The organism is Pandoraea sp. NE5 (assembly GCF_024363545.1).
Classification (GTDB): domain Bacteria; phylum Pseudomonadota; class Gammaproteobacteria; order Burkholderiales; family Burkholderiaceae; genus Pandoraea; species Pandoraea cepalis.
This window is the reverse complement of sequence record NZ_AP025517.1, coordinates 1,251,937-1,276,415: the sequence shown is the minus strand read 5'-3', so window position 1 is coordinate 1,276,415 and position 24,479 is coordinate 1,251,937. Positions and strand designations below refer to the sequence as shown.

Here is a 24,479-nt window from a genome sequence, read left to right as displayed (position 1 = left end):
AATTCGACACTCCCGCCGGCGAATTCGACGGCGGCCAGTGGCCACCTGACCGAAAGTGCCAACCCGCCAGATCTTGAGTCTGGCGGGTTTTTTCATTTCAGGAGTTGGCATGACTAGAATTTCAGCGGGCAGCGACGTGATTGCGCAGAACGTGCAGTCCTTGGTACAGCTTGTCGCAATGCGGCGGCGAGATTCGCACGGCAATCTGCATTCCCTGGATCAGGTGGTGAATCGACCGGTGGCTGCCGTGCTCCCACGGCGGCAGCTAAGCGCATCGCCGCTCGATCACGGCGAATTGCGCGCAGATTTTGTGAGTTCGGGACCCGCAGGCCCTGCGCGGTTGCCCGTTCCGGCGCGAGAGGAGCGAGTGGTCTGTTTCGATGCCGCGACGCAGACCGACGCGGGGTGGGAGGGGCCGCCGCCGTATTCGGTGCGAGATGTGACGCCCGGCGCGCCGGGCCCGAGCGATGCCCTGGGGCGGGCCAACGCGCTATGATGCGGCTGACACCACGTAACCAATAGGAGACTCCACAAATGAAGACGCTGCTGCGCGGCTTGCTGGCCGCATTCCTGTTCGCGGCATTCGCCGTGCCTGCCACACCGGCATTCGCGCGCGACAAGGTCGTGTATCACATCAACGACGCCGAGCAACAGGCGCTGGCCGCTTTGCGCAACGTTCGCAACCAGCTCGACACGGTGCCGGATACCGACATCGTGGTCGTCGCGCACGCGAAGGGGGTCGACTTCCTGATGGAAAGTTACAAGGACGCCGCGACCGTCGGGCCGCTGATCGCGGCGTTGCATGCGCGTGGCGTCAAGTTCGAGGTGTGTGAAATCACGATGAAGCAGCGCAACCTGAAGAAGGACCAGTTTGTGCTCGACGCGGACTTCACGCCGTCCGGTGTCGTCGAACTCACGCGCTTGCAGCAAAAGGGTTACGCGTACATCAAGCCGTAAGTCGGACGTCTTGCCGCCCATCCAAGCCCTGGCCCTACGCCGGGGCTTTCACCTTGGCCGACGCGATCTCGATCGTCAACACGGCGGCGAAACCGGCGCCGGCATTCGCCCCGGCGCATCTTGTCCATTTGGCGCACAATACGTCCAAAGCCTGTCTCGGGAGATTCGCGATGTCGACGTCTTACGCCATGCGCCGGCTGCTCACCGGTCTCGCCGCCACGTTGGTGGGGGCGGCCTGCCAGCCGATTCCTTATGCGGTAGCCGCCGCGCAAGCCCCGGCCCAGGGGCTGACCGATCAGGCCGTGCAGCACTATGAGGCGGGCCAGCAGTCGCAGGCACTCGGTGAGTTTCGCCGGGCGGCCGAGCAGGGCAATCGTCTCGCCCAGTTCGACTACGCCATGATGCTGCTCAACGGCGAGGGCGGCACGCCCGATCCGAGCGGCGCCGTGCAGTGGCTCGAGCGCGCGGCGAACGCAGGCATGACCCAGGCTCAGTACGTCTACGGCAAGATGTTCGACGACGGCTATGTCGTCGGAAAATCGATTCCCCAGGCCAATCTCTGGTACGAAAAGGCGGCGAAGCAGGGCCATGTGCAGGCGCAGGCGGCCATCGCGAACGAGTATTTCATCGGGCGCGGCGTGCCCAAGGATTACAAGACAGCGTTTGGTTGGTACGAGAAAGCCGCGCGCGGTGGCGATCTGCCGTCGCAGTACATCGTGGCGAGCTACTACGAGCGGGGCTATGGCGTCGTGACGCCAGATCTCGGACGTGCGCGTCTATGGTACGAAAAGGCCGCCGCCCAGGGCGACGTGGCCGCCCAAGGCAAGCTCGATGCGATGAATCGGGGGCCCGCGCCCACCCTGTCCCCTGCGCCGGCCCGTTAGCTTTGCATCAGGCGCTTCTCGCGCGCCACGCTCATCAGAATGCCGATCCCCAGGCCGAGCGTCACCAGCGCGGTGCCGCCGTAGCTCATGAACGGTAGCGGAACGCCGACCACCGGTAGAATGCCGCTCACCATGCCCATGTTCACGAAGGCGTAGGTGAAGAAGATCATCGTGACGGACCCCGCCAACAGGCGCCCGAACAAGGTGGCGCCGGAGGCCGCGATCACCAGCCCGCGCGCGACCAGCAGCAGATACAGCACCAGCAGCACGGCTTCGCCGATCAGCCCGAACTCTTCGGCGAACACCGCGAAAATAAAGTCGGTGTGCTTCTCGGGAATGAACTCGAGGTGGGCCTGCGTTCCCTTCAGCCAGCCCTTGCCGGTTGTGCCGCCCGAGCCGATGGCAATGACCGACTGGATCGTGTGGAAGCCCTTGCCGAGCGGATCCGACGTTGGGTCCAGCAGCGTGCACACACGGTGCTTCTGGTAGTCGTGCAGGAAGTACCATTCGACCCCCGGCTGACAGATCTTGTCCTGCACGGCCAGAACGGTGCCGATGCCGATCACGACAGCGACGAGTACCGGCAGAATGAGCTTCCACGACAGTCCGGCCAGATAAATCACGTAAAGTCCGGCGGCGGCCACCAGCAGGCCGGTGCCGAGGTCAGGCTGTTTGGCGATCAGCCCCACGGGCAAGCCGAGCAACACCATGGCGACCAGATAGTCGAACCAGCGAATATTGCCTTCGCGCTTCTGGAAGTACCACGCCAGCATCAGCGGCATGGCGATCTTCATGATCTCGGACGGCTGGATCACCATCCCCACGTTCAGCCAGCGCTTCGCCCCTTTCTTCGTCAGCCCGAACATCGCGACCGCAATGAGCAGTGCTACGCCGGCCGTATAGAGCGGCACCGCGAACTTCATCAGTGTCTGCGTGGGCAGCATCGCCAGCAGCCACATCAGAATGAACGTCAGCACGATGTTGCGCACCTGGTCTTCGACGCGCCCGGGCACATCGATGCTGGCGCTATAGAGCGTGACCAGTCCCACGCACAACAGCAGGAAGACGATCAGCGCCAGGGGCCTGTCGAAACCGACGAACAGGCGTTTCACCTGCTGCTTCCACGTATGTTTGTCGAGCGCCATCATGGCGTTCCTCCTTGCGCGCGAATGGCCGCGCGATGGCGAGCTTCGTCGGCGACGGTCGGACTCACGGCCGGCTGACGATGCGGCGCCGGGGCGGGCTTGGGTGCACCGGCAGCGGAAGCCTTGCCGTCGGCGGTACCCGATACGCTCGCCGTCGCGTTGGATGCGACCGGGGCGACGCGTGCCACGGTCGTGCGCCCGCTCAGTTCGGCAGCGCTGGCGGGGGCGGCATCGGGTGTGGCGGACACGGCCGAGACGCCCGATGCCGCCCCCGGAGCCGATGCGGCCGCCTGCAACGCCGCCGCTTCGGCGGCGCGCTCCTTCGGCTCGTCGATGAGGTAGTAGTCGAGCAGACGACGCGCGACCGGACCGGCTTGTGCGGCGCCCCATCCCGCGTTCTCGACGATCAGTGCGACGGCGATCTTCGGATCGTCGGCGGGGGCGAACGCGATGAACAAGGCATGATCGCGCTTGAATTCGGGGATAGCGTTGTGGTTGTACTTCTCGTTCTTGCCGAGCGAGTAGACCTGCGCCGTGCCGGTCTTGCCACCGGCCTCGTACGGCGCGCCCGCGAATGCCTGACGGCCGGTGCCTTCCTTGATCACCCCGACCATCGCGCGTTTGACGAAATCGATGTTCGCCTGCTTGTAGGGCAGCCGTGCGCTTTCGTGCGGCACGGTGAGCTGGCGTGCGTGCGTGACGGGATCCTCGATGGCCTTCACGAGGTGAGGCTTCATCACCACGCCGTTGTTGGCCAGCGTGGCCGTCGCGTGCGCAAGTTGCAGGATCGTGAACGAGTTGTAGCCTTGCCCGATGCCCAGACTGACGGTCTCGCCGTCGTACCATTTCTGCTGCGCGGGCTTCTTGTACGCCTTGCGCTTCCATTCGGTCGACGGCAGAATGCCGCGCGCCTCGCCTTCGATGTCGATGCCCGTCAACTGACCGAAGCCGAGCGGCGCCATGAAGTCGTGAATCGCATTCACGCCCATATCGTGCGCGAGCATGTAGTAATACGTGTCGTTCGACACCACGATCGAACGGTACATGTCGATCCAGCCCTGGCCGTTGCGAACGTCGTTGCGGAACGTGTGGTTCCCGAGGGTGAATGCGCCCGTGTCCTGGAAGCCCCAGCTCGTGGTGCGCTTGCCCAGTTCGAGGGCGGCGAGCGCCATGAACGGCTTGTACGTCGAGCCGATCGGATAGGTGCCGCGCAAGGGACGGTTGAGCAGCGGCCGGTCGGGCGAATTGTTCAGGGCGTCCCAGTTTTGCTGGTCGATCCCTTCGACGAACATGTTCGGATCGAAGCTCGGCGCCGAGACGAACGCCAGCACGTCGCCCGTCTTCGGCTCGATCGCCACGACGGCGCCGCGCCGCCCGGCGAACGCTTGCTCGGCCACTTGCTGGAGCTTGATGTCGAGCGACAGCACCAGATTGTCGCCGGGCGTGGCCGGGGTGCGCGAGATCGTGCGCACCGGGCGGCCACCGGCAGTGACTTCGATTTCCTCGAAACCGGTGATGCCATGGAGCTGCGTCTCGTAGCTCTGCTCGACGCCGATCTTGCCGATGTAATCGGTGCCCTTGTAGTTGTTGACGTCGCGGCGGATGTCGTATTTGGCGCTGTCGCTGTCGTTCTCTTCGCTCATCGCCTCGATCCGCTGGCGATCGCGCTGCGAGATCCGGCCGATGTAGCCGATCACGTGCGCGGCGGTCTCGCCCAGCGGGTACTGGCGGAAGAGCCGCGCGTGCACATCCACGCCGGGAAAGCGGAAGCGCTGCGCGGTGAAGCGCGCGACTTCCTCGTCGGTCAGGCGTGTGCGGATCGGCAGGCTCTCGAAGCTCTTGCTGTCGTCCATGAGCTTCTTGAAGCGGGCGCGGTCGCGCGGCGTGATCTCGATCACGTCGGACAGATCGGTGATGAGATCTTCCAGCGGACGGCCGATCTTCGATGGCGTGATTTCCAGCGTGTAAGCGGAATAATTGCGCGCGAGCACCACGCCGTTGCGATCCATGATCACGCCCCGGTTGGGCACGATCGGCGCGAGCGAGACGCGATTTTCGTCGGCTTGCAGCGCGTACTGGTTATGGCGGAAGACCTGCAGGTAGACGAAGCGTACGCCGAGCAGGCCAAAGCAGATCAGCACGAAAAATGCAGCCGCTGTGATCCGCAGATGAAACGTCTGCAGTTGTTGCTGGGGATTCTTGAACTCGGTCATGCAAGCAGGGCTCGGTGGCGCGATCGGGTGGGGACGGGGCCCATCAGATCGGACGCGTGTCGTCGCGGTCGACGGCGCGCTTCTGCGGCGCCAGCAACAGAATACTGATCACCGGCCAGAGCAGGGCTTCGACAAACCCCGCCGCGAGCGGCCACCAGCCCGGAAACGCCGCACCGGTCGCCAGACGAATGATGAATGGCACCACGTGCGCGAGCAGCAGCAACGGCAGCACCGTCAGCGCCTGGCCAAGCAGCGTAAAAAACAGGACACGGCGGTGAATCATGATCGCGCCGTAGGACAGCAGCGTGTAAGCGAGCGCGTGCTCGCCCAGCAGGCCGGCGTTGTGCACGTCCATGAGCAGGCCAACGAGGAACGCCACGCCCATGCCCACCTTGCGCGGCTGGTGGATGTTCCAGAACATCAACACCAGCGCGACGAAGTCGGGCATGGCGGGGGCGTGGCCCCACGGCATCAGGTTGATCAGAAACGCCACCACGAGACTGATCGCGATGAAGTACGGATTGACCGGCAGCAGAATGTATTGCGGTCGTGTCATATCGATTCCTCAATGACCCTTGCGGGTGGCCGGGGCGCGCTTCGGATCGGCGCGCATGCCGCCCTTCTGGCCGGGCTTCTCGCCGCTTGCCGACGGATCGGAGGCGCGCGCGAGATCGGCGGCGGCGTCTGGATGCAGGGCGAGCGGCGTGGTGTATTGCAGCACCAGCACCTGACGCTGGCTGCGCAGATTGGCCACCGGCTGACACAGAATGCGCGCGAACGCGGTGTCGGACACGCGGTCAACCTTGGTGATGCGGGCCACGGGCAGGCCGGCGGGGTAGATGCCGTCCAGGCCGCTCGTGGCGATTTCGTCGCCGACCTTGACGTCGGCCGACAGTGGAATGAAGCGCAGGTCCAGCACGTTGCCGCGCAGCCCGCCGTAGATCACGCTATGCACACCGCTGCGCGTGACTTGCACGGGCACGGCTTGCTCTTTGTCGGTGAGCAGCGTGACTTCGCTTTGCAGCAGGAAGACGCGCGAGACCTGACCGAGCAGACCCTGTTCCGTGACCACCGGGGCGCCGAGCTTCACGCCATGCTTTGTGCCGCGATCGATGACCACGCGCTGCGTGAACGGGTCGCGTGTGTCGTACTCGATCTCGGCGGGAATGCTCGGCACGGGCAGGCGCTCGCGCAAGGCGAGCATCTGGCGCAGATGTTCGTTCTCGGCGGTCAACTGGTTATTGCGTTGAGCCTGCACGGAGAGCTCAAGGTTTTGCGCGAGAAGCGCCCGGTTCTCGCCCGAGAGTTGCGATTCGGTCGAGAAGAAGCCCGCCACGCCGAGAATGGCGTCGCGCGGCAACAGCATCATGCGTTGCACCGGATACAGGGCGGTGCCGACAACGGCCCGAACCCGTTCCAGCGTGTTGTAGTGCGAGTCGACCACGAGCAGGCCGATGGCAAGCGCGACGAAACAGATCAGCCGGGCCAACGCCGACGGACCCTGTTTGAACAGTGGCGGCGGACTGTACTGCATGGTGGGCCCTTCAGGGGAGCACGCGCAGCGAGGCGCCGCGGTGCGCGAATGGTGTCAGTCGGGTGCGACGGCGCGGCATGACGACAAGCTCCGTGCGCGTGGTCTTGCTGCGTGGCCAGTCGTGTCGGGCGACGGGGGGAAGGGATGGCCCCACCGCGCCGGACGACGAACCACGCACGTTAGCTTACTCGTAAGAGAAAATGCTGCCGAGCTTGTCCATGCGCTCGAGCGCCATGCCCGAGCCACGCACCACGCAGGTAAGCGGGTCTTCGGCGACCAGCACCGGCAGGCCCGTTTCTTCGGCGAGCAGACGGTCGAGATCGCGCAGCAGCGCGCCGCCGCCCGTGAGCATCATGCCGCGCTCGGCGATGTCGGCACCCAGTTCCGGCGGCGTTTGTTCGAGGGCGATCTTCACCGACGACACGATCTGGTTGAGCGGATCGGTCAGCGCTTCGAGGATTTCGTTGCTCGAAATGGTGAAAGCGCGCGGAATCCCTTCCGACAGGTTGCGACCCTTGACTTCCATTTCCTTGACTTCGGAACCCGGGAAGGCCGAGCCGATTTCCTTCTTGATCGCTTCGGCGGTCTGTTCGCCGATCAGCATGCCGTAGTTGCGGCGGATGTAGTTGACGATGGCTTCGTCGAACTTGTCGCCACCGACACGTACCGATCCCTTGTAGACGATACCGCCCAGCGAGATCACGCCCACCTCGGTCGTGCCGCCACCGATGTCGACGACCATCGAGCCCGTGGCTTCCGAGACCGGCAGGCCGGCACCGATGGCTGCGGCCATCGGTTCTTCGATCAGATACACCTGCGAGGCGCCCGCGCCGTGCGCGGCTTCCTTGATGGCGCGGCGCTCGACCTGGGTCGAGCCGCACGGCACGCAGATGATGATGCGCGGCGACGGCGAGAACAGGCGCGACTCGTGAGCCATCTTGATGAACTGCTTGATCATCTGCTCGGTCACGGTGAAGTCGGCGATCACGCCGTCCTTCATCGGGCGAATCGCCTCGATGTTGCCCGGCACCTTGCCAAGCATTTGCTTGGCTTCCTTGCCGACGGCTTGAATCGTCTTCTTGCCGCTCGGGCCGCCTTCCTGGCGAATGGCGACGACCGACGGTTCGTCGAGCACGACGCCCTTGCCGCGCATGTAGATGAGCGTGTTGGCGGTGCCCAGGTCAATGGCCAGGTCGTTGGAGAAATAGCTTCGAAGAAAACCGAACATGCAAAATCCTGTGTCTGCGTGAGGCCGTCCCAATGGATGTGACTGGGACGGCGGCCTGTCATCTGGGTTCCGGCCTGTTCGCAAAAAAATCGCCAGGCGCCACGCGGCGGCTCGCGAAACGTGCGGACAAACCGAGGAATGCGGTACCGGGCAGGAGGCGGGGCTGCCGTTATCCATCCGTCGCGTCAGGGTCTTCCAATGGACTGCGCGAACGTCTGTCGCGCCCCCCGGACTGGCCGTGGCCCACCTGCGCGACAGCGTCGAAGGGTGCAAAAACACGCTCCGACGCAAATTTAATGCGCAATGATACCTTATAATTTCGCAGGTTTTGCAGGAAAAACGAGCACGTTGACACCCCATTCGACGCCCCCGGTGCGCCCGCCGGGAGCCTTGTGGCACGGCGCGCCAGCCCTCCTGCGCGGCCCGGTGCACGGAGTAAAACGGTGGACGAACCCAACGCCGTCCGCACATTCTCCGCATTCTGTCCCTAATATTGGCGTCAGGCATGCACCCGGCTGCTCTCCAATGCGCATTTTTTCGGGATTTCTTCATGGCTTTGAATCTCTCAGACGTCAAACGCATCGCCCACCTCGCGCGTCTCGAGCTGGCCGATGACGAGGCCGCTCACATGGAAAAGGAGCTGAACGGCTTCTTCGCGCTCGTCGAGCAGATGCAGTCGGTCGACACGAAAGGTGTAGCCCCGCTGGCACATCCGATCGAGCAAATTCAGGCGGTCGCCCAGCGTCTGCGGACCGACGCGGTGACGGAGCAGGTCGATCGCGAAGCCAATCAGCGCCCCGCGCCCGCCGTGCAGGACGGCCTCTATCTGGTGCCGAAGGTCATCGAATGAGTCCGGCCCGTTGCGCGATGTATGCCTCCGGTGCGCCGGACGCTCGCGCAACGGATTGCCGCGCGCCCTCGGCGCCCCGCATGCCCTCATGCCTTCATGCGCTATAACGCACAGCAGCCACCATGGAACAAGATCTGATTCATTTGCAGGATTTGCGCGCTGCGCTCGACGCCAAGCGCGTCTCGAGCGTCGAACTGACGCAGCACTATCTGGACCGCATTGCCGGGGCCGCCGATCTGAACGCATTCGTGCACGTCGACGCCGAGGCGAGCCTCGCGCAGGCGCGTGCCGCCGACGCGCGCATCGCCGCCGGCGAGGGCGCGAACCGGCCGTTGCTGGGCATTCCCGTTGCGCACAAGGACGTATTCGTCACGCGCGGCTGGCGCAGCACCGCTGGCTCTCGCATGCTCGAGAACTACGTCAGTCCATACGACGCCGCCGTCGTCGAGCGCCTGGCGCACGCGGGCATGGTCACGCTGGGCAAGACCAATATGGACGAGTTCGCCATGGGCTCGTCGAACGAAAACTCGTATTACGGCCCGGTGAAGAACCCGTGGGACACGCGCGCCGTGCCCGGCGGCTCGTCGGGCGGGTCGGCTGCCGCGGTGGCCGCGCGTCTCGCGCCGGTCGCCACCGGAACCGACACCGGCGGCTCGATCCGTCAGCCGGCGGCGTTCTGCGGCGTGACCGGCATCAAGCCGACGTATGGCCGCGTGTCGCGTTACGGGATGATCGCGTTCGCTTCGTCGCTCGACCAGGGCGGCCCGTTCGGTCATAGCGCGGCGGATTGCGCGTGGATGCTCAACGGCATGGCGGGTTTCGACGAACGCGACTCGACCAGCCTGGAGCGCGCCGACGAAGACTTCGCGCGCGGTCTGGGCAAGCCGCTCGACGGCGCCACGGCCGACAAGCCGTTGGCCGGTCTGCGCATCGGCTTGCCGGCCGAGTACTTCGGTGAAGGTCTCGACGCCGACGTGCGCGAAGCGATCGACAACGCATTGCGTGAGTTCGAGCGGCTCGGCGCCGTGCGCGTGCCGGTGTCGCTGCCGAAGACCGAACTGTCGATTCCCGTGTACTACGTGTTGGCACCGGCCGAAGCCTCGTCGAACCTGTCGCGTTTCGACGGCGTGCGCTACGGCCACCGCGCGGCCGAGTACCGCGATCTGCTCGACATGTACAAGAAGTCGCGCGCCGAAGGCTTCGGCACCGAAGTCAAACGCCGCATTCTCGTGGGCGCGTACGTGCTCTCGCACGGCTACTACGATGCCTACTACCTGCAGGCGCAGAAGATTCGCCGTTTGATCGCGCAGGACTTCCAGAATGCGTTCGCGCAGTGCGACGTCATCATGGGTCCGGTGGCGCCGTCGGTCGCGTGGAACCTCGGCGAGAAGAGCGCCGATCCGGTGCAGATGTACCTGGCCGACATCTACACGCTGTCGGTGAGCCTGGCCGGTTTGCCGGGGATGAGCCTGCCGGTCGGCGCGGGGCGCGATGCGCGTCCGGTCGGTCTGCAACTGATTGGCAACTACTTCGACGAAGCCCGCCTGCTGCAAGTGGCCGACGCGTTCCAGCGCGCGACCGACTGGCACAAGCGCGCTCCGGCAGGCGTCTGATCGTGCGCCGCCAACGCTTGACGACGTCGCTCGCCCCGCACGCCGCGTGGGTATCGAAGGGGCTGGCGCTCGCCGGCATGGTGCTCACGCTCGCGTCGTGCACCTTGCCGTTCGGGCGTCCTACGCCGATCGCCTACCGCGAGATCAATCTGTCGGGCTACTGCTCGCAGACGGACGAAGACGGTTTCCGCGAGCAGGCAACGCTCAAGGTGTCGGCCAACCAGGTGCAGTCGCTCGACTGGCGTCTGTGGGTCGGCCAGCGCGGGAGCTGCCACTTTAATCTGGCGGATTTCCACCAGACGCAGTGGCGTCCGAGCATCGAACTGCGGGCGAACAGCGGAAGCTGCAAACTGCTCATCTGGCAGGATCCGGGCAACGTGACCATCGGTCATGCCAATTGCGAGGCGTATTGCACGCCGGGCATTTACCAGAACGCCTGGCCGGTGAGTTTCGATCCGCGCTCTGGGATTTGCGCGGCGGACACTCGCCGATAGACGCGAACCAGCGCCAGCCAGCATCGGCGAACAGGAACAGAGGCCGGAGCGTCACCGTCGCGGCGACGACCGGCGGCAAGGGCAGGGCGAACGCGCCATGCCGACAAGTTGAGACAGGGTGAACCTTATGCAATGGGAAGTCGTTATTGGTCTGGAGACGCACACACAGCTCTCCACCGCTTCCAAGATTTTCTCGGGCGCATCGACGCAGTTCGGCGCGGCCCCCAACACGCAGGCCTGCCCCGTGGATCTGGCGCTGCCGGGCGTGTTGCCGGTGCTCAATCGCGGGGCTGTCGAGCGCGCGATCGAATTCGGCCTGGCCATTGGGGCGACGATTGCGCCGCGCAGCATCTTCGCGCGCAAGAATTACTTCTACCCCGACCTGCCGAAGGGCTATCAGATCAGCCAGTATGAAATTCCGGTGGTGCAGGGCGGCTCGTTGAAGATTCAGGTCGAGGCGGATGCACGCACCGGTCGCGAAGCCTATGAAAAAGTCGTGACGCTCACGCGTGCGCACCTTGAGGAAGACGCGGGCAAGTCGCTGCACGAAGACTTCGCCGGCATGACCGGCATCGACCTGAACCGCGCCGGCACGCCGTTGCTCGAAATTGTGACCGAGCCCGACATGCGCAGCGCGGCCGAAGCCGTGGCGTACGCGAAAGCGTTGCACGGACTCGTGGTGTGGCTCGGTATTTGCGATGGCAACATGCAGGAAGGCTCTTTCCGCTGCGACGCCAACGTCTCTGTGCGTCCGGTCGGTCAGCAGGCATTCGGCACGCGTGCCGAAATCAAGAACCTGAACTCGTTCCGCTTTCTCGAAGAGGCGATTCAGTACGAAGTGCGCCGTCAGATCGAGTTGATCGAAGACGGCGGCACGGTGGTGCAGGAAACGCGTCTGTACGATCCGGACAAGAAGGAAACGCGTTCGATGCGCAGCAAGGAAGACGCGCACGACTATCGCTACTTCCCGGATCCGGATCTGCTGCCGCTCGTGATCGATAACGCATGGATCGAGCGCGTGCGCGCCGGGTTGCCCGAGCTGCCCGCCGGCATGCAGGCGCGCTTCGTCGAGTCGTACGGCTTGTCCGACTACGACGCCGCTGTGCTCACCCAATCGAAAGCCCAAGCGTCATACTTCGAAGCCGTGGTCGCGAAGGCGGGCAAGGCGAGTGCCAAGCCGGCCGCGAACTGGATCATGGGCGAGCTGTCGTCCCTGCTGAACCGTGAAGACATCGGCATCGAGCAAAGCCCGGTCTCGAGCGCGCAGCTCGCGGGTCTGCTCGCTCGCATCGCCGACAACACGATCTCCAACAAGATCGCCAAGGAGGTCTTCCAGTTGATGTGGGAGGAGCGCGCCACCGATGAGGGCGCGGCGGATCGCCTCATCGAAGCGAAGGGGCTGAAGCAGATCACCGACACGGGTGCGATCGAGAAGATCATCGACGAGGTGCTGGCCGCCAACGCCAAGTCCGTCGAAGAGTTCCGCGCGGGCAAGGAGAAGGCATTCAACGCCTTGGTCGGCCAGGCGATGAAGGCCACCAAGGGCAAGGCCAATCCGGCCCAGGTCAACGAGTTGCTCAAGAAGAAGCTCGGGGCCTGACGCGGGAGAACCCGGCGCCAACGCGGCGACGAGAATCCCTCAGGCAAAAAGCGCGGTGGCCGGTTCGGCGCCGCGCTTTTGTTTTTGCGAGATACTAGCCCGCAGGCCTGTCACGAGGAGTTGGCGATGTTCGAGAAATACCGCGTACCGCTCGGCAAGAAGCTCGACCTGTCGGATTACGATCCGGCCGATACGCCATTTACCGGCGAGAGCAAGGGCGACGACAAGGCGCGCATGGCCGAGCTGGCGCTCAAGCTCGACGAGTTGCAGACGCTTCTGCACGCCAACAGCCGGCAACGTGTCCTGCTCGTGTTGCAGGGCATGGACACCAGCGGCAAGGACAGCACCATCCGCGCGGTGTTCCAGAACGTCGATCCGCTCGGCATTCGCGTGGCGAATTTCAAGTCGCCCACGCCCACGGAACTGGCGCGCGACTTTCTGTGGCGTGTCCATAGCGTCGTGCCGGGGGCGGGCGAGTTGGTGATCTTCAATCGCAGCCATTACGAAGACGTGCTCATCACGCGCGTGCACGACTGGATCGACGCCGACGAGTGCAAGCGACGCTACGCGCACATCAACAACTTCGAGCGTCTGCTGGCTGACAACCACACGCGCATCGTCAAGTGCTTCCTGTATATCTCGTCCGACGAGCAGCGCAAGCGCTTGCAGGAGCGCATCGACGATCCGAACAAGCACTGGAAGTTCGAACTGAACGATCTGAAGGAACGCAGCTTCTGGCCGCATTACACCAAGGCTTACGAGGCGGCGCTATCGGCCACGTCGACGGAACACGCGCCGTGGTACGTCGTGCCGTCCGACTCGAAACGTCACCGCAACCTGATGGTGGCTGAGTTGCTGGTGCAGGCGCTGACCGACCTGAATCTGTCCTACCCGCCCGCACGACCGGAACTCGCGGGCATGAAGGTGGAATGACTGCGGTGCGCTGACGCGACCGGCGTCGCGTTTTCGGCGGCGGGCGGCGCAAATCCGCTGTGCGTCCGGTCTTCCACGGCGCGTTGCGTCACCGTCCCGATCTGCGTACGCAGGCGCGCCACGCGCCTTGTGAAACCGCTGAATGATGACGTCGGCACGCGACGTTGGGAATACTCTTGCTGCGGTTGGGCCGATTCTGACGGCCACGACGACCCCTGACGCAACACTCGTTCGCGTCGATCCTTGCCCCTCCTTGCGCTGAACTTCCTTCAGGACGCTTGTTCGCCGTTTGGCGATAGACAGCGACTTATCGAAATTGGCACGCAGATGGGTGCTTTCCTGCCCCCCGGAATTGTCATTTTGCGAAAAATTCGGATAACACGCGATAACGCGGTGCCGGGTGTTCAGGCATAAATCGCCCCTGTCGCAGCGCACGGATGTCACCGCAAAGGCGCGCGGCTTTTCCAATCGATTTGCTCAGGAAGAGGGGTATGGACATGCAAGTGAACGAGGGCGCACTCGTGCAAATGAAGAACAACATGGTTGGCCGGTGGAGCAAGCGCCGTCAGCGCGGTGTGACGCTGGTGGAGTTGTCCGTCGCCGTGGCGGTTATGGGGCTGATCATGGCCGGCGCGATGGTGGGTGTGCCCAGGCTGATGAATTCGGTCCGGGTGAACCAGGAGATCAAGGACTGGCAGATGGCGGTGGTGTCGGTGCAGAACGCCGTGCTGTCGGGGCAGTTGACCGCCAAGACGACCCCGAAGGATATGGACAATATGGGGCTGTTCGGGGCGATGACGCCGTCGCCGGGTAACGTTGATGGTGAATACTTGAACCGGTTCGGCGGGACCATGAAGATGGCACCTATCACTGCCGCTATCAACGATGGTCCGAATTTCGGGGTTCAGGTTACGTCGGAGGATGTTCCCAGCGACCAATGTCAAAAATTCATGACGACGTTGCATTCGAACTTCGCGACGATATCTGTGAACGGCACGACGCTTAAAAATCTGAAAACAAGCTTCCAGATGGGCAAGTTGGCGGAGGCTTGCAAGTCGTCGAATTCTGGCGGCACTAACGCGGACGAGAAGAACGATCTTACCAAGGCCAAGCTCGATTTCACCATCAGCGGCTCCTGATCCCATGGTCGAACCCCATCCAGCATTTCGGCATTGAATTCGACGTGAGGAAACCATGCACATCAAAATAGTGCTGACCGCTGCTGTCGCGTCAGCTGTATGGTCGAGTACGGCTTTCGCTTTCGAGACTTCCGATGGGGCGCATCGATCTGCCGATCTGCCGATCGCGTTCGCCAGCCATCAGCCGTTGATGTCGGGCGATGCGGCGGCAGGCGCATCGTCGCAACGTTCGTTCGCGAGCGCGCTGGACATGGCACCGCCGAACGATGCGCCGCCGGATGTGGACTCGACGCCAGACGCGGCTTCGCAGGCCGCGGCATCGCCCGAGCCGCTGGCGGCACAGGTCGAAGTCCGCGAGCTTCTCGAACTGCTGATGTCGCCGGGCGACGGCCGTGTCTCCGTGGCGCTTGCGCGCTACCTGGAGGCGCACGGCTGGCAACTCGCCTGGGAAATCGACCGCGACTTCCCCATCGAGTATCCGGCAACGTTCACGGGCGACTTCCTCGGCATCGTCGAGCAGGTCGTGGTCTCGTTGCAGAACACCGACGCCCCCATTCGCGTGAAGGTCCACGAGGCCAACCGGGTGCTGCGCGTCGTTCACGCCACTCAATAACAAGCGCAGCGCACCCCCCCCGGCGCAGCCATCATCACGGAAGCGGCAATCCATGAGTAAGCGACTAGGCGTGTTGTGCGCCACCCTGTTCCTGACGGCGTGCGGTACGCCCGGCATGCTCTCCAAGACCGATGCCAACGTCTCGCAAGCGCAAACGAGCGCGCGATCGGCGTTCGACGCGCATTCGGCAGCCCCGATTCGCGCCATTGAACACGTCGAGGGGGCGTGGCTGGCGAAGCGCTCCGTCCCGATCAACGCGTCGGTCGCGTTGCCGGACTTCTTCAAGCGCAACGTACGCTTTGCGACCGGTGCGCCGCTTCCGATGTCGGTCGTGCTGGCACAGGTGGCCCGGGGCAATGGCCTGACGATCCGCATGGCCTCGGACGTGTCGTGCGCCGCGGGCACCGGGGGCGGTGGCGCACCTGGTGCCCGCGGGCCGAGTCGCGGGGGTAACGGCGGCGGCAGTCCGACGAACCTCTTCCAACTCAACTGTGCCGAGACCGGCGAGCCGACGGTGCCGTTGCAATTCTCCGGCACGCTGTCGGGTTTGCTGGACACCATCGCCAATCGAACCGGGACGCACTGGACCTATCGTGACGGTGTCGTTCACTTCGCGAGGTATGTCACACGAACCTTCCAGATCAAGATGATGCCCGGCAGCTCGTCGTATCGGGCGTCCGTGGGCAAGGCTTCGCAAATGCAGGCCAATCGCGGCGCCTCCGGCGGTGGCGGGGCGAGCGGCTCGGCGGGCGGCGTCGACCTGAGCTTCAACGCTGACGCCAACGTGAGCGTGGAGTCCGAACTCGATTACTGGTCGGATCTCGTCAAGACAGTCACGGACATGCTCTCCGAGGGCGGACGTGTCACGCCCTCGGTCGTGACGAGTTCGCTGGTCGTGAGCGACACGGCCGACGTCGTTGAACGCGTAGCGAGTTATATCGAATCCGAGAACGCGGTGCTCGGCCGTCAGGTCAAGTTGCGCGTGCAGGTGTATTCCGTCTCGCTGGAAGAAAATTCGGCCGTCGGCGTCGACTGGGACCTGGTGTACCAGGCCGCGAGCGGCATTACGCTGGGGCTGGCCGGTCCCGCCGCCGGCGGATCGCTGATGTCGCGCAAAGGCGGTATGCAGCTCAGAACACTCGACAGCGGGCGATTCAAGGGCTCCAACGCGTTTATCCGCGCGCTCAGTCAACAGGGGCGCGTGAGCACGGTGATCGACACCACGGTCGTCACGCTGAACAACCAGCCGGCGCCGGTTGCCGTCACCCAGAATCAGGGCTTTGTCGCGCAAACAAAAATGTCGCCCGGTAACTACGGTGGACAGGCGGTCGTGACCGCCGAGCAGTCCGTGCTGACCACCGGTTTCGTGATGAACCTGTTGCCCACGCTCATGGACAACCGAAGCGTGATGTTGCAGGTGCAGATCGACATGTCCGACCTCAGGAAGCTCGACAAGATCAATTTGCGCACGGGTAAGGAGGCGCCCAGCGGCAGCAATGCGGGCGTCAGCGACGGCGGTTCGGATGTCACCGCGGAAATTGGATCCGATGGCGTCAAGGTGGGGGTCGGCGGCAGAGCGAACGGACGCTCGAGCGGCGATGACGGTCTCGGCGTGGGCTCGTTCATGCAGTTGCCGATCACGGCATCGATCCAGACCATGCAGCGGGCGTCGCTCAAGTCGGGCGATACGCTGGTACTCAGCGGCTTCCGTCGCACAGACGATTCGACCGACCGCGACGGCATCTTCAATTACGAAGGCGGCACGAAGGAGGCGCGTCAGCAGGTCAAGGAAGTCGTCATCCTGATTTCGCCGGAACTGACCGAGGGCGTGTGACATGACGCGCATATTGACCAACCAGCTCGTTGTCGGTGCGCAGTGGGAGACATTGCTCGGCCTGCAAAAAGAGCCCACGGAGATCCGGGGTCTCGCCAGGAGCCGCGATGCGTCGCACTTCGCCGTGGCGGATGACGGCGCAGGTACGCGTACCGTAGGATTGTTTGCGATGGATCCCGCCATCACAGGGCAAAGCGTGCCGGAGCGATATGCACTCGGCGCGGTGCTCGGCGCCATGGTCGATGCGCCAAACGTCGCGTTCCTGCATCCCGATCCCGACAATGCCTCGGCAACGCTCTTCATTACGTTGCGCGATCGCCGTCCGGAACTGGATCTGGTGATGCCCGCCGCTGAAGTTGCCGCGAGGCTGGAGCAATGGGCCGCGGAGATCGAGGGCAAGATCACGATTGCCGGTATCGCCCCCTTGAGTTGCGGCGGTGCTGACGTGGCGCTCACGCTGGACGACATCGCGAAGCAAATGCATGGGGATGTCCCGCAGGATGCGCGGCTGCGGGAGGTGCGCAAGCCTCTGCCGGCGCGGCAACTGAAGATCGCGGCCCTCTCGTTCGCGACGCTCTGTCTCGTCGGTGGCGCCGGTTGGTGGGGATGGTCCTGGTATGACGACATGCAGCAGGCGAAGCTTGCGGCGGCCAATCAGGTCGATCCGATCGACGCCTACAAGCAGGCACTTGCGCGGGCGATCGCCGCGGAGCCGTTCTCGGCCGGGGCGTCGTATGTCAGGCGCTTGCAATACGCGATTCAGTCATTGCCGGCGAGTGCTGGCGGATGGCGTCCCGCAGCCATCGCGTGCAACACCCATGCCTGCGAGATCCAGTGGCGTCGCCAGGAGGGTGGCACGTTCGATCTGCTTCTCTCCCAGCGCCCGAACGCGCAAATCGTCGATCTCGACAATGCAACGGAAATGATGACGCCGCCCGATACCCTCGTACCTGTGTCGAAGCCGGCTACGACGGCGTCGGCCGCGAATGCCGCCACAGCGCTCGCCGACGACGAAGACGTTAGCGACGATGGCGACGATGGCGATGCGCGCGTGACGCCCGTGCCGCGCACGCAGTTCCTGCGCACGGCAGGCGCCCGTCTGCAATCGCTCGGCGACTACGGCATGGACATTTCGCTGTCCATGCCCAAACCGCTCGTCAATGCCCCACCGGGGGCGGCGGGGCGCAGTGATGTGCCGCCGCCGATCGCCAAGGGCGAATGGAAGATGGCCGGGCACCTGGCCTTTGTCGACTCCGTGGCCGGTTTGATGATGCGCGCGGGCAACATGTCGTTGCGCGAGTTGACGATTGTGATCGACGACACCAAACCGGTCTTCTCCGCTCAAGGAACCTACTATGTCCACTAAGCTTCGCCTCACCGCAGGGTTCGCGATGACCGCGATGCTCTCGTTGCCGATGGCGATCACGCCTGTGCGTGCCGCCGAGACGATCGACACCTTTGCGCGTGCGCATCTCAAGTCGTCGCAGGAAGCCACGGCCGCCCAGAGCGCGGCGGCGGGGGGCGAGCCTCAGCCCGTCACGGGCGCGACGCCCGACGTAGCGCCAGAGCTGCTGTTCATTCACGGCGTTGACGACACCACGGTGGCCTATCTGCGCGTTGACGGTCGTTTTGGCTACAGCGTGAGTGACGGCGACCGGTTTGGCGACTGGCGAGTGGTGAAGATCGGCAGCGACTACGTCGACGTGGCGCGAGGCGGCAAGCCACGTCGCCTGTTGTTACCCAATGCGATGGGCGCGACGCAGGCGGGCAGTGCAAGGCAGGGGTCACCAGGGCGGCGCAATGGCGACGATTTCTGACCGCTTCCAGGCGGCATTTTCGCGCGTCAATGGACGCGGCGGCGCGGTGGCGCGGCCGATTGCCGACCTTCGCATCGAAGATATCCAGACGCAGGGCTGGCGTCAGGATCTCGGCATTACCCTGGCCGGCGCCGAGAACGGATCGCTGGTGCTCGTGGCCATCAAGCCGCGCCTGTTCCTGGTGCTGCTCGAACACACGACGTTCGTTCGCATGCAGGGGTCCGATCTGCTCGCGCGGTTCGAACAGGCAGTACGCGCGACGCATCGGCTCGATCTCGAGGGTGTCTACGTGGGCACGACCGAAGAGATTCTGCTCATGCAGTCGCGCCTCCAGCAGCATAGCGAAACGGGTGCCCGAGCCGAGGAGCAGCGCACGGGCGCCTATCGAAACTTCGATCTGATCATCGAGCGGGCGATCGATGCGCGTGCCTCCGATATTCATTTCGAGTTTCGCGAGGGCCGGCATGTGCGCGTGCGCATGCGCATCCACGGCAAGCTTCGTGCGACCGGCGAGCTGGATCGCCTTTCGCGCGACTACCATGCCATGCTCGATGCCGTTTCGGCGGCCTACAACTCGCGCGCCGACCCCAGCAGCCGAAGCCACAATCACTTCGATGAAGCCCAGCACCAGAGTTGCTCCATTCCGCTGAACCTGCGCAATCGCAAGTACCAACTGCGCTTGCAGAGCATCAAGGAGAATCGTGGCGTCGACGTGGTGCTGCGTTTGCTTGTGAACGAGGCCGTCGACGACGATGTCATGACGCTCGCTGAACTCGGGTACTCCGAGGATCAGATCGAAGTGCTGGAGAACGCGGTGTATCGCAGCCCCGGATTGACGATCATCGCCGGCGAGACGGGCTCGGGAAAGTCGACGACGCTGCGCACCATGATGATGTACGAGCGCGACGCCGGTAAGAAATTCTTCTCCATCGAAGATCCGGTCGAATACATCCAGCCGCATGTGACGCAGATCCCGATTCAACGGCGTGCCGAAGACGGTCACGGCGAATCGGCCTTCGGTGCGGCAGCCAAGGTGCTGTTGCGCGGCGACCCGGACAAGCTCATGCCTGGCGAGATCCGCGATGTCGAAACCGGGTCTTTCGCGAAATCGATGACCGAGACGGGCCACCAGGTACTCTCGACCGTGCACGCGTCGAGCGCCTTCGGCATCATTCCGCGCCTGATCAGCGACGAGATCGGCATGCCAGTCTCGGCCGTGACGTCGCCCAACTTTCTCACCGCGATGGTGTATCAAAAACTGATCCCGGTGTTGTGCGATCACTGCAAGTTGCCGGCCGTCGGCAAGCTCGACGAGATGACGCTGGGCGTGATCGGTAGTCTCGGTATCGACACGGCGCGCGTGTGCGTGGCGGGGCCGGGGTGCGGGCACTGCAAGGAACGGGGTACGGCGGGGCAGACGGTCGTGGCCGAGGTGTGCGAGGTGACCGAGGAGTTGCTCGAACTGCTGCGACAGTCGAAATTCTGGGAGGCGCAGCGCCACTGGCGTACGTACCACGATGGCGATCTCACGAGCCCTGTCATGCACGGAAAATCGGCGATGGAGCATGCGATCTACAAGATGGCGCAGGGTCGCGTCGATCCGCATGACATCGAAGCCTCGTTCTACAAGCTCAAGAAATTCCAGATATGGAAAGGGGGCTCCACATCGCCCCAACCCCCGCGCCGACTCTCGAGTGTGTAAGTCGTCCTCACGAAACTTGTTTGAAACGTCGCCCAATTTCCTATGCTAGAAGCCGTCAATCGTCTGCTTGCCAAGCTATCTCCCGCGCGTGATTCTTACCCGGGCCTGAGTCGCGCGAAACGTCACTTTCGCAAAATGCGAGCGAAGTTCTACAGCGACTTTGCCGACGCTATCGAGGACGGTGCCAATCCGTTCGAGCTATTCTCGCGTCGGTATGCACGCGCCAAGGAGCGGCGCAGTCCGATGGCGCCCCTCTATGCGATATGGCGCGATCGCGCCAGCTCGAAGAACCTGCGAAAGTCGTGGCAGGGCACGATCCCCGACGAAGATCTGATCGTGATTTCGGCCGGCGAGAAGGGCGACCTGGCCGGCACGCTGCGCTTTCTGGCGCGGGTGGTTACCTTGCAGCAGCAAACGCGCGCGGCGATCGCCGGGGCCGTTGTGCTGCCGATCTTCATGTCGGTGCTGCTCGCCGCGATCCAGTTGGGCGTGGCCTACGGCATGATGCCGATCATGACCGAGATCATGCCGCCGGAGATGTTTCCCCTCGTGGGCGCGGGGCTGTATATCGTGTCCGGGTTCGTGGCGAACTGGTGGCCACTGCTCTATGGCGTGCCGGTCGTGATCGTGGTGGCGGTCTTGCTGTCGCTGAGCCGATGGACGGGGCCGATGCGGCAGCGCGTCGAGAACTTCGGCCCCTATGCCGTGTATCGCGACGTGCGCGCCGGGGAGTTTCTGGTGTCACTGGCCGCGCTGACCGGCGCAAAGACGTCGGTGTTCGACGCCGTGTCACTCATGCTCGCGGGCGCCTCGCCCTGGATGCGCTCGCATTTGCTGCGCATGCGGGCGTCGCTCAAGAGCGAGCGAAGCATGGTCAAGGCGATGGATACCGGCATCTTCAACGAGGAAGTCTTCGATCGTCTGGTCGAATACTCGGGACGCACCAACTTCGATGCCGGCATTCGCAAGATCGGCCTGATGACCATCGAGGAAGTCGCGGAGCGCGTCAAGGCGCGATCTGCCGCGCTACGCTCGGTGCTGATGGCGTTGGTCGGGCTGACGATCATCTTCACCGTGGGCGGCATGTTGCAGATCGGTCACGCGGCGGGTGAGTACGCGGAGTCGATGTTCTGATGATGGCGTTGCTCATCGATAACGTTGGAGACGCCTTCCGGGCGCTGCCGCGCGAAGCCGTGGTGGCCGCGATGGCGACGCTGGGGCTGCTGGTGGGCAGCTTCCTGAACGTGGTCGTCTGCCGCCTGCCGCGCATGCTGGAGCGGCAATGGGCATACGACGCGGCGTCGTGGGCGGGCGAGGCGCCGCCGGTCGTGCCCGCCTTCAACCTCGCCTGGCCGCCATCGCACTGCCCGCATTGCGAGACGCGCATCGCGGCGCGTCACAATGTCCCGGTGCTAGGCTTTGTCCTCCTGCGCGGCCGCTGCGCAAATTGCCGCGCGGCGATTTCCCTGCGCTATCCGCTTGTCGAACTAGCCGTAGGGATCATGTTCGCAACGCTCGCGTGGGCGTTCGTCCCTTCGATGCAGTACCTCGCGATGCTCGCATGGTGCGGCTTCGGCGCGGCACTGCTGGCGCTCGCGCTGATCGACATTGATACGCGGTTGTTGCCCGATGCGCTCACGTTGCCGCTACTGTGGGCGGGCTTGCTGGGCAGCGTCGCGGGCCTGACATTGCCCATCGACGAAGCCGTGCTTGGCGCTGCGTTGGGATATGGCGTCATGGCGGCGATGGCGGGCGCGTACCGGGCGCTGACCGGTGTCGACGGACTGGGCGGCGGCGACGCCAAGCTCGTCGCCGCGTGTGGGGCATGGCTGGGGTGGATCGGCACGCCGCTGATGCTGGCCTTCGGCGCGGTGGCGGCCACGCTCGCTTTTGCGGGCCTCGGCGTGTGGCGCGGCCGCGCGTTGCGCGAGCCGCTGCCGTTTGGTCCCTGGCTATGCTTGGGCGCGGTGGCGAGCCGGCTGTGGGGCGAGCCTTTCTTAGATCTGTGGCTGCGCCCGGGCGGCTAACGTCGCTGGTGCGTGCGGCGCGGTGTCGACGGATGTCGATCCAACGCGCTGCGTCAATCGACCCGCGCCGGACAACATCAGGTCCGCGGCCTTTTCGCCGATCATCATCGACGGGGCGTTGGTGTTGCCGCCGATGAGCGTGGGCATGATCGACGCATCGACCACGCGCAAACCTTCCACGCCGCGAACCCTCAGTTCCGGATCGACGACCGACGCCGCATCGCTGCCCATGCGGCAGGTGCCGACCGGGTGGTAGATGGTGTCGGCGCGCGCACGTATCAGCGCGGTGAGCGCTTCGTCCGACTCGATGCCCCGGCTGTGCAGCTCCTCGCCGCCGAACCGCGCGAGCGACGGCGCTGCGAGAATCCGACGAATCACGCGCACCCCGCGCAGCAACGTGTCGACGTCCTCCTGCGCTTGCAGAAAGGCCGGGTCGATCCGCGGCGCGTCGCGCATGTCGGCGCTGGCAAGCGTCACGCGTCCGCGGCTTTTCGGACGCAGTACGCAGGCATGCAACGACAGGCCACGCCGCAGATGTAGCCGACGATTATGGTCGTCGCAGATGCCCACGAGGAAGTGCATTTGCAAATCGGGGCACGCCAGTGACGGATCGCTCTTGAGGAAGCCACCGGCTTCGGCCACGTTGCTGGCGAACAGGCCGCGCCGCTCGCGAAGATAGTCCAGCCCTTGCGTGAGCAGATGCCACAATCCCGCGGGCGTGTAGCCGACCAGATCGCGATGCGCCACGTACTTGTTGATGATGAAGTCGATGTGATCCTGCAGGTTCTCTCCGACACCCGGGGCATCGACGTGCACCTCCACGCCATGCGAGCGCAAGTGTTCGGCAGGGCCGATTCCGGAGCACATCAGCAACTGCGGCGAATTGAACGCTCCGGCGCTCAGCACGACTTCAGCGCGTGCGCGCAGCGTCTCCAGCGCGCCGCGCCGTTGCACTTTGACGCCGGTCGCGCGCTTGCCATCGAAGACAACGCGCTGCACCAGCGCATCGGTGATGACATGAAGATTTGCGCGTGATTTTCCTTGCAGATAGGCGCGCGCGGCGTTCCAGCGCTGCCCGTCTTTTTGGGTCACCTGATAGATGCCCGCGCCTTCGTAGTGCGGACCGTTGAAGTCGTCGCTCACGGGATACCCGGCTTCGCGCGCCGCGTCGACATAGTGTTGCGAGAACGGATTGACCGTGCGCAGATCGGCAACGTTGAGCGGGCCGCCGGTACCGTGCCAGGCATCCGCACCGCGTTCATTGTTCTCGTTGCGACGGAAGTACGGCAGCACGTCGTCCCATCCCCAGCCGGTGCAGCCGGCCTGCGCCCACGCGTTGTAATCGTCCGGGTGACCGCGCGTGTAGATCATCGCGTTGATCGAACTCGAGCCACCTAGGCCGCGTCCGCGCGGCTGATAGCCCTGACGTCCGGCCAGCCCCGCCTGCGGCGTTGTGCGATAGCCATAGTTGCGCCGCGATCGGAACGGCACCAATGCGGCGAGACCGAGCGGCAGCCGTACGAGAAAGCTGTTGTCGGGCGGACCCGCTTCGATCAGCGCGATCGTGCTGCCCGGCGCACCGTCGGCCAATCGCGCCGCCAACGCACAACCGGCCGAGCCGCCGCCGACAATGATGTAGTCGTAGTCCATGCTGTCATCCTCCCTTGGATGGGCACTGCATCTACCGCTTTTTTTGACGTTTTGTTCGCTGCTTTTTGCTTGTCGTTCTGAGCGCGATTGTCTCGTGTCTCGCTGCGCGCGGTGCCGCCGCATGGGCGACGCCTCGGAGCGGCACTCATTGTAAGCAGACAATCCCTGCGCTCGGGGGGGATGTGAAGCAATCCTCTAATTTATGGGAGCGCGCGGACCTAGCCGCTATGATGAAAGGATCCCCAT

The 24,479-nt window shown here is 64.3% G+C and carries 22 protein-coding genes; 16 read left to right on the top strand and 6 right to left on the bottom strand.

What is annotated here, in order from left to right:
- The first annotated feature begins 109 nt into the window (after positions 1-109).
- From PanNE5_RS05980 to PanNE5_RS05970, 3 genes are all read left to right on the top strand, one after another.
- Complete coding sequence (locus tag PanNE5_RS05980) at positions 110-496, top strand: hypothetical protein (RefSeq protein ID WP_261939408.1); 387 nt, start codon at positions 110-112, stop codon at positions 494-496.
- A 38-nt stretch (positions 497-534) separates the two neighbouring features.
- Complete coding sequence (locus PanNE5_RS05975; protein ID WP_017231977.1) at positions 535-957, top strand: DsrE family protein; 423 nt, start codon at positions 535-537, stop codon at positions 955-957.
- A gap of 170 nt (positions 958-1,127) precedes the next feature.
- Positions 1,128-1,841 (top strand): tetratricopeptide repeat protein, encoded by a 714-nt coding sequence (locus PanNE5_RS05970; protein ID WP_157211336.1) that lies wholly within the window; start codon positions 1,128-1,130, stop codon positions 1,839-1,841.
- Here PanNE5_RS05970 and rodA read toward each other — a convergent pair.
- The 5 genes from rodA to PanNE5_RS05945 form a co-directional block, all read right to left on the bottom strand.
- Positions 1,838-2,986 (bottom strand): rod shape-determining protein RodA, encoded by a 1,149-nt coding sequence (gene rodA / locus PanNE5_RS05965; protein WP_017231975.1) that lies wholly within the window; start codon positions 2,984-2,986, stop codon positions 1,838-1,840. The two genes, PanNE5_RS05970 and rodA, sit on opposite strands and share 4 nt — an antisense overlap.
- Positions 2,986-5,199 (bottom strand): penicillin-binding protein 2, encoded by a 2,214-nt coding sequence (gene mrdA / locus PanNE5_RS05960; RefSeq protein ID WP_150562068.1) that lies wholly within the window; start codon positions 5,197-5,199, stop codon positions 2,986-2,988. The genes rodA and mrdA overlap by 1 nt, the downstream gene beginning before the upstream one ends.
- Positions 5,200-5,242: 43 nt before the next feature.
- On the bottom strand, positions 5,243-5,755 hold the full coding sequence (gene mreD / locus PanNE5_RS05955; protein ID WP_261939407.1) for a rod shape-determining protein MreD: 513 nt from the start codon (positions 5,753-5,755) through the stop codon (positions 5,243-5,245).
- A gap of 9 nt (positions 5,756-5,764) precedes the next feature.
- The gene (mreC, locus tag PanNE5_RS05950) at positions 5,765-6,733 is read right to left on the bottom strand and encodes a rod shape-determining protein MreC (protein ID WP_261939406.1); all 969 of its coding nucleotides are present in this window, start codon (positions 6,731-6,733) and stop codon (positions 5,765-5,767) included.
- A 184-nt stretch (positions 6,734-6,917) separates the two neighbouring features.
- Positions 6,918-7,961: a rod shape-determining protein gene (locus PanNE5_RS05945; protein WP_010805637.1), complete on the bottom strand. Its 1,044-nt coding sequence runs from the start codon at positions 7,959-7,961 to the stop codon at positions 6,918-6,920.
- Between the two features lie 550 nt (positions 7,962-8,511).
- Between PanNE5_RS05945 and gatC the strand changes: the two genes are divergently transcribed.
- From gatC to PanNE5_RS05880, 13 genes are all read left to right on the top strand, one after another.
- Entirely contained in the window at positions 8,512-8,811 is a 300-nt protein-coding gene (gene gatC, locus PanNE5_RS05940) for an Asp-tRNA(Asn)/Glu-tRNA(Gln) amidotransferase subunit GatC (protein ID WP_017231545.1), read from the top strand.
- A 122-nt stretch (positions 8,812-8,933) separates the two neighbouring features.
- Positions 8,934-10,424, top strand: a complete 1,491-nt coding sequence (gatA, locus tag PanNE5_RS05935; RefSeq protein ID WP_261939405.1) for an Asp-tRNA(Asn)/Glu-tRNA(Gln) amidotransferase subunit GatA — start codon at positions 8,934-8,936, stop codon at positions 10,422-10,424.
- A 2-nt stretch (positions 10,425-10,426) separates the two neighbouring features.
- The gene (locus tag PanNE5_RS05930; protein ID WP_410007561.1) at positions 10,427-10,918 is read left to right on the top strand and encodes a hypothetical protein; all 492 of its coding nucleotides are present in this window, start codon (positions 10,427-10,429) and stop codon (positions 10,916-10,918) included.
- A 127-nt stretch (positions 10,919-11,045) separates the two neighbouring features.
- On the top strand, positions 11,046-12,518 hold the full coding sequence (gene gatB, locus PanNE5_RS05925; RefSeq protein WP_017235142.1) for an Asp-tRNA(Asn)/Glu-tRNA(Gln) amidotransferase subunit GatB: 1,473 nt from the start codon (positions 11,046-11,048) through the stop codon (positions 12,516-12,518).
- Between the two features lie 126 nt (positions 12,519-12,644).
- A complete protein-coding gene (locus PanNE5_RS05920; protein WP_017235141.1) occupies positions 12,645-13,451 on the top strand; it encodes a polyphosphate kinase 2 family protein in 807 nt (268 codons plus the stop codon).
- Between the two features lie 491 nt (positions 13,452-13,942).
- Positions 13,943-14,590 carry a type 4 pilus major pilin gene (locus PanNE5_RS05915; RefSeq protein WP_017235140.1) on the top strand — a complete coding sequence of 216 codons (648 nt, stop codon included), beginning with the start codon at positions 13,943-13,945 and terminating at the stop codon, positions 14,588-14,590.
- Positions 14,591-14,645: 55 nt separating this feature from the next.
- Positions 14,646-15,203, top strand: coding sequence for a toxin co-regulated pilus biosynthesis Q family protein (locus tag PanNE5_RS05910; protein ID WP_017235139.1), 558 nt, complete (start codon positions 14,646-14,648; stop codon positions 15,201-15,203).
- A gap of 52 nt (positions 15,204-15,255) precedes the next feature.
- On the top strand, positions 15,256-17,037 hold the full coding sequence (locus PanNE5_RS05905; protein WP_026132186.1) for a secretin N-terminal domain-containing protein: 1,782 nt from the start codon (positions 15,256-15,258) through the stop codon (positions 17,035-17,037).
- Between the two features lies 1 nt (position 17,038).
- The gene (gene pilO2, locus PanNE5_RS05900) at positions 17,039-18,403 is read left to right on the top strand and encodes a type 4b pilus protein PilO2 (protein WP_261939404.1); all 1,365 of its coding nucleotides are present in this window, start codon (positions 17,039-17,041) and stop codon (positions 18,401-18,403) included.
- Complete coding sequence (locus tag PanNE5_RS05895) at positions 18,393-18,854, top strand: hypothetical protein (protein ID WP_017235136.1); 462 nt, start codon at positions 18,393-18,395, stop codon at positions 18,852-18,854. Before pilO2 ends, PanNE5_RS05895 begins: the two co-directional genes overlap by 11 nt.
- Positions 18,838-20,556 carry a GspE/PulE family protein gene (locus PanNE5_RS05890; RefSeq protein WP_017235135.1) on the top strand — a complete coding sequence of 573 codons (1,719 nt, stop codon included), beginning with the start codon at positions 18,838-18,840 and terminating at the stop codon, positions 20,554-20,556. Before PanNE5_RS05895 ends, PanNE5_RS05890 begins: the two co-directional genes overlap by 17 nt.
- A gap of 135 nt (positions 20,557-20,691) precedes the next feature.
- Positions 20,692-21,690, top strand: a complete 999-nt coding sequence (locus tag PanNE5_RS05885) for a type II secretion system F family protein (RefSeq protein ID WP_157211530.1) — start codon at positions 20,692-20,694, stop codon at positions 21,688-21,690.
- A complete protein-coding gene (locus tag PanNE5_RS05880; protein ID WP_261939403.1) occupies positions 21,690-22,583 on the top strand; it encodes a prepilin peptidase in 894 nt (297 codons plus the stop codon). The genes PanNE5_RS05885 and PanNE5_RS05880 overlap by 1 nt, the downstream gene beginning before the upstream one ends.
- On the opposite strand, the gene PanNE5_RS05875 is transcribed toward PanNE5_RS05880, so the two are convergent.
- Positions 22,554-24,233 (bottom strand): GMC family oxidoreductase, encoded by a 1,680-nt coding sequence (locus PanNE5_RS05875; protein ID WP_017235132.1) that lies wholly within the window; start codon positions 24,231-24,233, stop codon positions 22,554-22,556. The two genes, PanNE5_RS05880 and PanNE5_RS05875, sit on opposite strands and share 30 nt — an antisense overlap.
- Between the last annotated feature and the right edge of the window lie 246 nt (positions 24,234-24,479).